Source organism: Cryobacterium sp. Sr3 (assembly GCF_004402835.1).
Lineage (GTDB): Bacteria > Actinomycetota > Actinomycetes > Actinomycetales > Microbacteriaceae > Cryobacterium > Cryobacterium sandaracinum.
In genome coordinates this window covers 1-11,523 of sequence record NZ_SOFA01000039.1, presented here as the reverse complement: position 1 = coordinate 11,523, position 11,523 = coordinate 1, and the positions used below count along the sequence as shown (strand labels likewise).

The following is an 11,523-nucleotide window of genomic DNA, read 5'->3' as shown; positions in this document are numbered from 1 at the left end:
GGGCGCCGAGACTCCGACGGGTGACGACGCGGGTGACGGATGCCCCGCGCGGCGGACCCGGCCGCCACTGTTGCCGTTCCGGACAATTGTTGCCGGTACGCGGGCAACAGTTGTCCGGAACGGCAACAGTTAGGCGGGGTTAGGCTACGCATCCCGGACCGGCGGGGCCGCCGCAGCCCAGAGCGGGGGCGGCTCTCGACAGCCGGCGTCACGTAACCTCGGGGATAATCGCGACACGCCGCATTCGGTGGCCGCTCGACCGGCGGGTTCCGAAAAACTCCGAAGCTAGCGACGGTGACGGATGCCGACGGGCGGGTTCGAGGGCCAGGTCACCAAGTTTCGGGAGGCTCAACCACCGGCCGGGCCGCCGCAGCCGCGAGCGTGGGCGGCTCTCGGCATCCGTCGTCACGTAACTTCGGAGAAAACGCGAGACGCAGCCTTCGGTGGCTGCTCGAACGGAATATCCCGGAAAGCTCAAACGTCAGCGGCGCACGGCGGCCCCGGTCGCCACTGTTGCCGTTCCGGACAGTTGTTGCCGGTACACGGGCAACAGTTGTCCGAAACGGGAACAGTCAGGCGGGGTTGAGCTCGTCCAGGACCGGCGGGGGCTCAACCTTCACCGCGGGGTGACTCAACCACCGGGGGGACGGAACGGGACACCCGCGCCCGCGGATGCGCCGTCGTGTACATGTCGCGCAGGGTATCCGCGGTGACGAGCGTGTAAATCTGGGTGGTGGCCACCGAGGAGTGGCCGAGCAACTCCTGCACCACGCGCACATCGGCCCCGCCCTCGAGCAGGTGCGTCGCGAAGGAGTGCCGCAGCGTGTGCGGCGAAACATGCCCCTCGAGGCCGGCGCGTTCGGCCGCGGCCCGGATGATCAACCACGCGTTCTGCCGGCTGAGCCTCTTGCCGCGAAGGCCCAGGAACAGGGCCGGCGTCGCCGGTCCACGGGCGGAGAGCAGCGGTCTCCCCCGCACCAGGAACGTGTCGATGGCCGCGCGCGCGTAACTGCCGACCGGCACGATGCGCTGCTTGTCGCCCTTGCCGGTGAGGCGCACCACCTCGGGGTCGAGCACATCGTCCACATTGAGGTTGACCACCTCCGAGACGCGGGCGCCCGTGGCGTAGAGCAGCTCGAGCAGCGCCTTGTCGCGCAGGTTGTGCACCTCGTCGCCGTCCGTCGCCGCGAGCAACAGCGTGACCTGCTCGATCGAAATTGCCTTGGGCAGCCGGGTGCCGAGCTTGGGCGGCTTGGACTCGTGGGCGACATCGGTGTCGACCACGCCCTCCTCGAGCAGAAATCGGTGAAACCCGCGCACGGTCGAGAGGATGCGCGCGATCGACGCCGCGGTCAGCGGCGACTCCTCGCGGGATCCCAAGAACCGCACGTAGTCGGAGACGTGCTGCCGGGTGACGTCGGCAAGTCCGGTCAACCCGACCGCGGCAAGCCACCGGCTGTAGATGGCCAGGTCACGCCGGTAGGCGGACACCGTATTGGTGCTCAGGCCGCGCTCGATCGCGACGTGCCGCAGATACGAGTCCACGGCCACCGCGACGACCCCACCGGCAACTCCCGGTGCAGGCGGACCGCCCAAACCCGCGACGCCCCGGCCAGCAGGAACACCAGCCGCACCGCTCACACCACCAGACGAGGCCAACCGGTCACACCGTGTGGTCCCAATTGACCGGATGCCGCGGCCACGGCTCATCCGCCGCCCCGAGGGTGCTCCAGCCGCGCGCGCGGGCTGCCTGGGCGGCGAGCACCCCGATCACCAGCGACGGGTTCTGCACCCGGCGGGCCAGCACGGCATCGACGCAGTCATCAAGCGGCACCCAGCGCACCTCGATGTCGGCTTCTTCCTCGGTGCGCTCGAAGATCTCCGGAGCCGCGGCGAGGCCGCGCGCCAGGTAGATGCGGATGACCTCGTTGCTGCCGCCGGGCGAGGTGGCGAACTCACCGAGCACATTCCACTCGGTGGCGACGAGGTCGGTCTCCTCGGCCAGCTCGCGCTGCGCTCCGACGAGTGGATGCTCGCCGTCTTCGTCGAGCAACCCGGCCGGCAGCTCCCAGTCGCGCGTGCGCACGGGGTGCCGGTACTGCTTGATCAGCAGCACCTGGTTGTGCTCGTCGAGGGCGAGGATCGCCACGGCGCCCGGGTGGTCCAGGTACTCGCGATTGATGCGGGAGCCGTTATAGCCGAAGGTGTCGCGGCGGACATCCCACACCTTGCCGTCGAAAACGATCGCGCTGTCCGAGACCGCCGCGAAGGCCGGCTCATCCGCCAGCGGGGCGGAGGCCGATTCGCCGGACTTCTCGGCGGTCACAGGAGCGGTCACGTTGGCGGCGGGCACAGACGGGTGGGTCACGGCTCAGGCTTCTTCCTTGGCTTCGACCTCGAACAGGCGGCTGGCCTGCTGGCGGTCCAGGGCCGCGCTGATCAGGCCGCGGAACAACGGATGCGCGTGGCTGGGCCGGCTGCGCAGCTCCGGGTGCGCCTGCGTGCCCACGTAGAACGGGTGCTCCTCGCGCTTCAGCTCGACGTACTCGACCAGGTGGCGGTCGGGTGAGGTGCCCGAGAACCACAGTCCGGCATCCGCGATCTGAGAGCGGAACGCGTTGTTGACCTCGTAGCGGTGGCGGTGACGTTCGGACGCCTCGGAGGCACCGTAGAGCTCGGCCACGATGGATCCCTCGGCCAGAACGGCCGGGTAGAGACCCAGGCGCATGGTGCCACCCAGGTCGCCGCCCGCGATGATCTCGACCTGCTCTTCCATGGTCGCGACCACCGGGAACTCGGTGTCCTCGTCGAACTCCGAGGAGGATGCGCCGGTGAGGCCGGCCTTGTTGCGGGCGTATTCGATGACCATGCACTGCAGGCCAAGGCAGAGGCCGAGCACGGGGATGCCGTTCTCGCGGGCGAACTTGAGGGCGCCGAGCTTGCCCTCGATGCCGCGCACGCCGAAGCCGCCGGGAACGCAGATGCCGTCGAGCTCACCGAGCAGGCGGTTCGCGCCCTCCTCGGTCTCGCAGTCGTCGGAGGCGATCCAGGTGACTTGGACCCTGGTCTGGTTGGCGAATCCGCCGGCGCGCAGCGCTTCGGTGACCGACAGGTAGGCGTCGGGCAGGTCGATGTACTTGCCGACCAGCCCGATGGTGACGGTGTGCTGGGGCTCGCGCACGGCGTCGAGCACCTTCTGCCAACCGGTCCAGTCGACGCTGGTGACGGGCAGGCCGAGGCGGTCGGTGATGTACTTGTCCAGGCCCTGCTCGTGCAGCATGGTGGGGATCTCGTAAATGCTCGGCACGTCGACCGCGTTGACCACGGCGTCTTCGTCGACGTCGCACATCAGCGCGATCTTGCGCTTGTTCGAGTCGGAGACGGGCCGGTCGCTGCGCAGCACGAGCGCATCCGGCTGGATGCCGATGGAACGCAGGGCGGCGACGGAGTGCTGGGTGGGCTTGGTCTTCTGCTCCCCCGCGGCGCCGAGGAACGGCACCAGCGAGACGTGCACGAAGAAGACGTTGTTGCGGCCGAGTTCGTGGCGCACCTGGCGTGCCGCCTCGAGGAACGGCTGGGACTCGATGTCGCCGACCGTGCCGCCGATCTCGGAGATGATCACGTCGGGGCGCAACTCGTCGCTGGCCTGCAGGCGCATGCGGCGCTTGATCTCGTCGGTGATGTGCGGGATGACCTGCACGGTGTCGCCGAGGTACTCGCCGCGGCGTTCCTTGGCGATCACCTGCGAGTAGACCTGACCGGTCGTGACGTTCGCGGCCTGGTTGAGGTTGATGTCGAGGAACCGTTCGTAGTGTCCGATGTCCAGGTCGGTCTCAGCACCGTCGTCGGTCACGAAGACCTCGCCGTGCTGGAACGGGTTCATCGTGCCGGGGTCCACGTTGAGATAGGGGTCGAGCTTCTGCATGACCACGCGGAGACCGCTGGCCGTGAGGAGATTGCCGAGGCTTGCCGCCGTCAGGCCCTTGCCCAAAGAAGAAACGACACCACCGGTCACAAAAATGTGTCGTGTCGTGTCGTTGCGTACTGATGCGTCCGTGCTTTTATTTTCCACCACGGGCTTCGACTCTAGCATTGAGGGCTGACCTATCGGTTGGCGCGGGCGAGGTTCATGAGCTCCCGGGCATGTTCGAGTCCGCTCGCGGAATCGGGCAGGCCGGAGAGCAGGCGGGCCATTTCGGCGGCACGCTCGTCGCCGTGCAGCTGGCGCACGCTGCTGGCGGTGACGGAGCCGTCGCTGTCCTTGACGACGCTGAGGTGGTTGCCGGCGAACGCGGCCACCTGGGCAAGGTGGGTGACCACGATAACCTGGGCGGTTTCGGCGAGCCGGGCCAGCCGGCGGCCGATCTCGATCGCCGCGGCGCCGCCCACGCCGGCGTCGACCTCGTCGAAGACGAAGGTCGGCACCGGGTCGGTCTGGTTGATGACGACCTCGATCGCAAGCATCACCCGGGACAGTTCGCCACCGGAGGCCCCGCGCGCCAGCGACCGTGGCTCCGCCCCCGCGTGCGGGCGCAGGAGAATCTTCACGAGGTCGCGTCCGGTGGCGGTGATCTCGGCCCGGCCGTCGACCTCGACCAGCAGCGACGCGTTCGGCATGGCCAGGGCGGCCAGTTCGGCTGTGACGGCCGCACCCAGGGCCTCTGCGGCAGCACGACGGATGCCGGTGAGCTGGTCGGCGAGGCCGTCAGTCGACTGGCGTGCGGCATCCGTTTCGGTGCGGAGCGTGTCTATGCGGTCGGAGTCGCTGTCGAGTTCGAGCAGACGGGCACTGCCGGTGTCGAGAAAGTCGATGGCCTCGTCAAGGCCGCCCGCGTACTTGCGGGCCAGGCCGGTGAGCTCCGAGCGGCGCTCCTGCACGACCTCGAGTTCGCGGGCGCCATCGGCGTCGAGGCCGGCCAGGTAGCTGGAGAGCTGCGCGGCGATGTCGGCAACCAGGAAGCCGGCGTTCGCGAGTGCCTCGGCAAGGGGCGGCAGGGCCGGGTCGTGCTCCCCGGCCCGTTCGAGCTGGCGCCGGGCGGACTCGAGCAGGGCGACAGCGTCGGGCATCTCGTCGGGGTTCTCCTCCGCCGAGAGCAACTCCCGGGCCTGGGCGGCCGCGATGCGCAGCTCCTCGAGGTTGCCGAGGCGTTCGGCGCGTTCGCTGAGCGACTCGTCTTCGCCGCGCTGGGGGGCGACGAGTTCGATCTCGTCGATGGCGGCGCGCAGCGTGTCGGCCTCGCGGGCGCGCTGGTCCTGCTCGTCGACGAGTCGGTCGAGCTCACTCTGAAGGCCCTGCCAGCGGTAGTAGGCCCTCTGGAACAGGTCGAGGGTTTCGGCGAGCGTCGGCCCGGCGAAGCGGTCCAGGGCTGCAGCCTGGGCGACGGCCGAACGCAGACGCACCTGGTCGGACTGGCCGTGCACGACCACGAGGTCGCCGCCGAGGTCGCTGAGCACGCCGGCGGGGGCGCTGCGCCCGCCGACCACGGCCCGGCTGCGTCCCTCCGCGGACACCGAGCGGCTGAGGATGAGTTCGGGGCCGTCGAGGTCTCCCCCGGCGTCCCGCACGCGGGTCGCGACGGTGCCGTCGGCGGGGATCAGCCAGCGGCCCTCCACCCAGCTCTGCGACTGGCCCTGGCGCACGAGACCGGGATCGGCACGCTGGCCGAGCAGCAGGCCAAGGGCGGTGACGACCATGGTTTTGCCGGCGCCGGTCTCGCCCGTCACGGCGGTGAAGCCGGGGCCGAGCGGCAGGGTGGCCTCGGCAATGACACCGAGGTCACGGATGACGAGCTCCTCGATCATGCGGAACGCCTATTCACGGCCGACCGGGCCTCTCCAACCCGTGACGGGCAGGTTGAATTTGTTGACCAGTCGGTCGGTGAACGGGCCGCTGTGCAGGCGGGCCAGCCGAACGGGAATCGGTGAACGGCGCACGATCACACGGGAGCCCGGCGGCAGGTCGTGCACGCGGCGACCGTCGGCGCAGAGCACCGCGGCCCCGCCGGTGCGGGCGAGCACCTCCACGGCGAGCGACGAGTCCGGGCCCACGACGAGCGGGCGGGCGAAGAGGGCGTGAGCGCTGAGCGGCACCAGCAGCAGCGCGTCGAGCGTCGGCCAGACGATCGGGCCGCCGCCCGAGAAGGCGTAGGCGGTGGAGCCCGTGGGCGTGGACATGACCACGCCGTCGCAACCGAAGGAGGAGAGCGGGCGGCCGTCGACCTCGATGACGACCTCGAGCATCCGTTCACGGCTGGATTTCTCGACTGTGGCCTCGTTCAACGCCCAGGTCTCGTAGATCACCTCATCGCCGAGCTTGACCCGAACGGCGAGGGCCATGCGTTCCTCGACCAGGTAGTCGCGCAGCAGAGCCCGGCGCACGGCCTCACCGAGGTCGTCGCGCTCGCTCTCGGCGAGGAAACCTACGTGGCCGAGGTTGATGCCGAGCAATGGGGCCGAACAGCCGCGCACGACTTCGGCGGCACGCAGGATGGTGCCGTCGCCGCCGAGCACGATCACGAGTTCGAGTTCGGTGGTCGCGACGCACTCGTGCAGGATCGCGATCTGGTCGTCGAGGTCCGGGCAGTGCGCGAGCAGGTCGGCGCGCTCGTTGCGGGCCAGCACCGGCACGGCTCCGGCGGCCAGCAGCTGCTGGCAGACGGTGACGGCGGCCTCGAGGGAATCCGTGCGGCCGGTGTGCGCGACGACGAGGATGTTGCGTGGTGCTGCACTCATTTAGTCACTCCCACCAGCGCCGTTGTGCGTTCGATCCATTCTGTCGGATTGCTGCCGACCGCGCTCGACAGCCAGCACAGGTACTCGCGATTTCCGGCGCCGCCGGCGATGGGCGAGGCGATCAAACCGTTCGTCTTGAGGCCGAGATCCCACGCCGCCCAGAGCACACCGGCAATCGCGTCGGCACGGAGGCCCGGATCGTGCACGACGCCCTCGCGGATGCTGCCCTTGCCGACCTCGAATTGCGGCTTGATCAGCAGCACGAAGTCGGCACCGTCGGCGGCGGACGCCACCAGGGCCGGAAGCACGGTGGTCAGGGAGATGAAGGACAGGTCTCCCACGACCAGGTCCACCCGCTGCGGCACCCCGGAGGCGGCCGCGATCTTCTCGGCCGTGGCGTAGCGCAGGTTGAACCCCTCGACCAGCACGAGTCGCGGCTCGGTCGCCAGCTGAGGGGCCAGTTGCCCGTGCCCCACATCCACCCCGATGACCTGGCCGGCGCCGCGTTCGAGCAGCACCTGGCTGAAGCCGCCCGTGGACACTCCGGCGTCGAGCACCGTGCGGCCCAGGGCCGGAACCGCGAAGGTGTCGAGGGCGGCGATGAGCTTGTGGGCGCCGCGGCTGACGTAGCGGTCGGTGGCCGCCACCTCGATCAGCTGGGTGTCCCGCACCTTGGCGGATGCCTTGACGACGGGCGTGCCGTCGACCGTGACCAGTCCGCCCACGATCAGCTGCGCGGCGACGGTGCGGGACCGGGCCAGACCGCGCTCGGCGACGGCCGAGTCGAGGCGCTGGTGGGGCATCCGCTCGCCGGCAACGCCGGGGTCGCTGGGGTCGCTGGCACTGGTGTCGGGGGCGACGTCATCGGGGGCGCCCATCGGGGTTCCGTCGACGTCGGTCATGGGTGGCTCGCCCGGGGAACGTCTCCACCTTCGAGGTGGCCCCGCAGCCCGTCGTGCTCCTGAACGTACGCGGCGGCGCGCTCCTCGAGGGGCCGGTCTTCGATCGCGGCGAGCCGCGCGGGAAGATCCTGGGTTACGTCGTCCGTCGTCACGTGGGGCTGATTCACCCTCTCCACGTTACCGTCCGAGATACAGTCGCTCCGGAACAGTGAGCCCGTAGATGGGCCGACCGGATGCCCAGATCACGGCGCAGGCGGCGCGGAGCAGGTTGATCGCCCCGTCACCCTCGGCCACGATCGTGACGTCGGCGCCGACAATGCGCACCGTCGCCCCGTTCACCGTGGCGGAGGAGCCGTCCTTGGAGAACACCGTCTGCGGGTAAGGCTCGTGCAGCTGGCGCAGGTCGTCGAGGATATACGTCGGCCGCGACTTGGCGTCGGCGGCCAGGGTCTGCTTGGCCTTGTCGATGCCGGTGAGCACCAGCGCGGCCGGAATGCCGGCCCGGTTCGCGCCGAGGATGTCGGTGTCGAGGCGGTCGCCGATGAACAGGGGCGCCTGCGCCTCGAAGCGGGTGACGGCCTCGGTGAAGATGGCCACCTCGGGCTTGCCGGCCACGATCGGCAGGCGACCGACGGCGCTGTGCACGGCGGAGACGAGGGTGCCGTTGCCGGGCGCGATCCCCCGGGCCACCGGGATGGTCCAGTCGGTGTTCGTGGCGATCCACGGGATCTCCACGCCATCCTCGTTCGGGTGCAGGGCGAACGCGGCCTCGGCCAGGTCCTTCCAGCCGAGGTCGGGCGAGAAGCCCTGGATCACGGCGGCCGGAGCGTCATCCGCCGAGCGGGTGACGACGAAGCCACCCTTTTCAACCTCGGTCAGAAGACCTTCGCCGCCGATCACGAGGATGCGCGAGCCGGCCGGCACTTCATCCGCGAGCAGACGCACGGCGGCCTGCGGTGAGGTCACGACATCCGTCGCCACCGTGTGCAGGCCCAGTTCGGAGAGGTGGTCCGCCACGGACTGGTCGGTGCGGGACGCGTTGTTGGTGAGGTAGCCGACCCGCACGGTTTCCGCCGCACGGTTCAGGCTCTCGACCGCGAACGGGATGGCCGCTGGACCGGCGTAGACCACACCGTCCAGGTCGGCCAGAACCACGTCGACGCCGGTGAGCGGGGTGACCGGCTCAGGCACGCGGCGACGCCTGAGCATCGTGCTCCGCCTCGTCGGTGGAGTCGTCGGCGTCATTCGCGGACTCTTCGTCGGAGACGTCAGTCGCGTCGTCGTCGTCGGTGGAGTCGTCGGCGTCATTCGCGGACTCTTCGTCGGAGACGTCAGTCGCGTCGTCGTCGTCGGTGGAGTCGTCGGTGTCGGTGTCGGTGTCGGTGTCGTCGGACTCTTCCTCGTCGGACTCCTCCTCGTCGATCTCGAGGATCTCCATGGTCTCGTCGAAATCGGTCACGCCGGACACGGCAGCGTCGGCCCGTTCGGCCCGCTCGTTCCACAGTTCGGCCTCGTCGTCGCGGCCCAGCTCGCCGAGAACCTCGGCGTAGGCGGCGAACAGCTCGGCGCTGTAGGAGAACGCGGTCTTCGGGTCCAGCTGCGGGATCTCCAGCTCGCTGAGCGCAGCCTCGGTCTCGCCGAGGTCCAGACGCGCCCCGGACATGGCGATCGCCAGGGCAACCTGAACGGATGCCGGCAGCGAGGCGCGCTCGACGGAGCGTCCCAGCTCGAGCGCCCGGTCCGGGCGGCCCACGCCGCGCTCACTGTCCACCATCAGCGCAAGCTGATCGTTGGAACCGGAGATGCGGCGATAGGTGCGCAGTTCCCGCAGCGCCAGGGCGAAGTCGCCCGTGGCGTAGGCGGTGATTGCGAGGCTCTCGCGCACCACGGCGATCCGGCCGGCACGACGGGCAGCCGACAGGACGTGGCGGTGAGCCAGCTCGGGGTCTTCGTCGATGACGCGGGCGGCCATGGCCAAGTGGCGGCCGACGGCCTCGGCGTTGTCCTTGCTGAGGGTCTTGAGCTCGTTGCGGGCGATCCGGTCGAGGTCCTGCGACGTGATGTCGTCGGGCAGCTCGGGGTCGTCGTGGCGCGGGCGCACCGAACGAAGCTCACGCTGCATGCGCTGCTCTTCGGTCATCTCCTCTTCGACGACACGGGCATCGCGGTCACCGCGGGCCGGGGCACCGTCACGGGTCCACAGCTTCTTACCGGCGTCTCCGCGCGGAGCTCCGGCACGGTTCGGCGAACCGCCGCGCTGGGTCCAGGGCATCTCGCCACCCTGCTGCGGGCGATCGGTGCGCTCGGGACGGGCGCCGTCCTTGGCCCAGGGCTTGCGCTCCCCGCCGCCGGAGGAGCGATCGGAGTTGCCCCGGTGCGGGGGACGCTCGCCGCCCTGCGGGCGATCGGAGTTGCCCCGGTACGGGGGACGCTCGCCGCCCTGCGGGCGATCGGGATTGCCCCGGTAGCCACCGGTAGAGGGACGGTCCGAATTGCCACGGTAAGGGGGACGCTCACCCTGCTGCGGACGGTCGGAATTGCCACGGTAGGAAGGACGCTCACCCTGCTGCGGACGGTCGGAATTGCCACGGTAAGGAGGACGCTCGCCACCCTGCGGGCGTTCAGAGTTGCCCCGGTAGCCACCGGCAGAGGGACGGTCCGAATTGCCACGATAAGGGGGACGCTCGCCACCCTGCTGCGGACGCTCGGAGTTGCCACGATAAGGGGGACGCTCGCCACCCTGCTGCGGACGCTCGGAGTTGCCACGATAAGGGGGACGTTCACCATCACGCTGGGGACGGTCAGTATTGCCACGGTAACCACCCGTGGCCGGGCGGTCGGAGTTGCCGCGATAGGGAGGACGCTGACCATCACGCTGCGGACGCTCGGTATCGCCACGGTACGAAGGACGCTCGCCACCGTTGGCCGGACGCTCGGAATTTGCACGGTAACCGCCCGTGGAGGGACGATCGGAGTTCCCGCGGTAGGGAGGACGCTCGCCTCCCTGCTTCGGACGCTCGGAATTACCGCGGTAAGGGGGACGCTCACCGTCACGCTGCGGACGGTCGGACCGGCCCTGGTAACCCCCGTTGGAACGACGATCGTCTCGTCCGCCGTCGCGTGATTCGTTATCGTGCGTTCCTGAAGGGCTCACTGTGTCTCCTGTGTAATTTGACCTGTCATTTCGACAGACCTATCAACAGTAACTCAACGCCAAATGACCACCCGTCTGGGAGGCCATTTTGGTTGATTCTGAATCGAGTCCGGCGGTGTCATACCGGGTCGCGGCGAGTGTCCCTCTCCGGTCGAGAGTGGTGGCTCTACCGGGCACTTTCGACCGGAATGAAGACATTCACTCTCGCTCACCACATGGAAGTCACCTCGAGGGGTGGCCAACTGTCGTTGGTGCAGGTGTGCCCTCCCACGGGGTGGTGTGGTTCGTGGCGCAAGGTGTGGAGGTGGACGCACGGTATGGAGGTGGGCGCAGGTAGAGCGTGCGCCGCGGGGCGGCTTGGCCAGGGCCCGTGTGTGTGTGGCTAACTCAGGACATCTGTTGCCCGCAGTAGACGGCCGCCGCGGATTAGTGCGGCATTGGTGCGGATGCCCGGCACGGCCCGGTTGGATCTCCTGAGTTGGCCACGACCGCTGCCGGATGTGCGCCGCGGGGTGGGGGTGGTGCGCGCTTGGTTTGTGTGGGTTCGGCTGGTGTACCGCGGGGTCGTGTGCGCCGGTGAACGGTTGGGGCGGGGCTGTCGCAGTTGGTGGGCGCCGGGGTGGTGGTTAACGCACAATGGCCACCCGTTGGGGTGGCCATTGTGTGTGTTGCTACGTTGAGTCCGGCGGTGTCCTACTCTCCCACAGGGTCCCCCCTGCAGTACCATCGGCGCTG

Annotated in this window: 10 protein-coding genes; 1 reads left to right on the top strand and 9 read right to left on the bottom strand. The window is 69.3% G+C overall.

What is annotated here, in order from left to right; genetic code table 11:
• Positions 1-609: 609 nt before the first annotated feature.
• The 9 genes from xerD to E3N94_RS12695 form a co-directional block, all read right to left on the bottom strand.
• Positions 610-1,596, bottom strand: a complete 987-nt coding sequence (gene xerD / locus E3N94_RS12730) for a site-specific tyrosine recombinase XerD (protein WP_241987125.1) — start codon at positions 1,594-1,596, stop codon at positions 610-612.
• Positions 1,597-1,663: 67 nt separating this feature from the next.
• Complete coding sequence (locus tag E3N94_RS12725) at positions 1,664-2,287, bottom strand: NUDIX hydrolase (RefSeq protein WP_174720203.1); 624 nt, start codon at positions 2,285-2,287, stop codon at positions 1,664-1,666.
• 84 nt (positions 2,288-2,371) lie between these two features.
• Complete coding sequence (locus tag E3N94_RS12720) at positions 2,372-4,093, bottom strand: CTP synthase (RefSeq protein WP_104194538.1); 1,722 nt, start codon at positions 4,091-4,093, stop codon at positions 2,372-2,374.
• 11 nt (positions 4,094-4,104) lie between these two features.
• Positions 4,105-5,802: a DNA repair protein RecN gene (recN, locus tag E3N94_RS12715; protein WP_134570351.1), complete on the bottom strand. Its 1,698-nt coding sequence runs from the start codon at positions 5,800-5,802 to the stop codon at positions 4,105-4,107.
• A gap of 9 nt (positions 5,803-5,811) precedes the next feature.
• The gene (locus tag E3N94_RS12710; RefSeq protein WP_104100385.1) at positions 5,812-6,732 is read right to left on the bottom strand and encodes an NAD kinase; all 921 of its coding nucleotides are present in this window, start codon (positions 6,730-6,732) and stop codon (positions 5,812-5,814) included.
• Positions 6,729-7,535 (bottom strand): TlyA family RNA methyltransferase, encoded by an 807-nt coding sequence (locus tag E3N94_RS12705; RefSeq protein WP_134570379.1) that lies wholly within the window; start codon positions 7,533-7,535, stop codon positions 6,729-6,731. Before E3N94_RS12705 ends, E3N94_RS12710 begins: the two co-directional genes overlap by 4 nt.
• A 95-nt stretch (positions 7,536-7,630) precedes the next feature.
• Positions 7,631-7,801, bottom strand: coding sequence for a hypothetical protein (locus E3N94_RS16640; RefSeq protein WP_158250237.1), 171 nt, complete (start codon positions 7,799-7,801; stop codon positions 7,631-7,633).
• Positions 7,802-7,811: 10 nt separating this feature from the next.
• A complete protein-coding gene (locus E3N94_RS12700; protein ID WP_134401395.1) occupies positions 7,812-8,843 on the bottom strand; it encodes an HAD-IIA family hydrolase in 1,032 nt (343 codons plus the stop codon).
• A complete protein-coding gene (locus E3N94_RS12695) occupies positions 8,818-9,906 on the bottom strand; it encodes a hypothetical protein (protein WP_241987124.1) in 1,089 nt (362 codons plus the stop codon). Before E3N94_RS12695 ends, E3N94_RS12700 begins: the two co-directional genes overlap by 26 nt.
• Positions 9,907-10,008: 102 nt before the next feature.
• Here E3N94_RS12695 and E3N94_RS12690 point away from each other — a divergent pair, with 102 nt between their 5' ends.
• Complete coding sequence (locus E3N94_RS12690; protein WP_134570350.1) at positions 10,009-10,758, top strand: hypothetical protein; 750 nt, start codon at positions 10,009-10,011, stop codon at positions 10,756-10,758.
• The last annotated feature ends 765 nt before the right edge of the window (positions 10,759-11,523 follow it).

Excerpts from the sequence above, each read along its gene's own strand:
- E3N94_RS12720 (WP_104194538.1), bottom strand. The coding sequence starts at position 4,093 with ATGCTAGAGTCGAAGCCCGTGGTGGAAAATAAAAGCACGGACGCATCA.
- recN (WP_134570351.1), bottom strand. The coding sequence starts at position 5,802 with ATGATCGAGGAGCTCGTCATCCGTGACCTCGGTGTCATTGCCGAGGCC.
- E3N94_RS12710 (WP_104100385.1), bottom strand. The coding sequence starts at position 6,732 with ATGAGTGCAGCACCACGCAACATCCTCGTCGTCGCGCACACCGGCCGC.
- E3N94_RS12705 (WP_134570379.1), bottom strand. The coding sequence starts at position 7,535 with ATGCCCCACCAGCGCCTCGACTCGGCCGTCGCCGAGCGCGGTCTGGCC.
- E3N94_RS12700 (WP_134401395.1), bottom strand. The coding sequence starts at position 8,843 with ATGCTCAGGCGTCGCCGCGTGCCTGAGCCGGTCACCCCGCTCACCGGC.
- E3N94_RS12695 (WP_241987124.1), bottom strand. The coding sequence starts at position 9,906 with ATGCCCTGGACCCAGCGCGGCGGTTCGCCGAACCGTGCCGGAGCTCCG.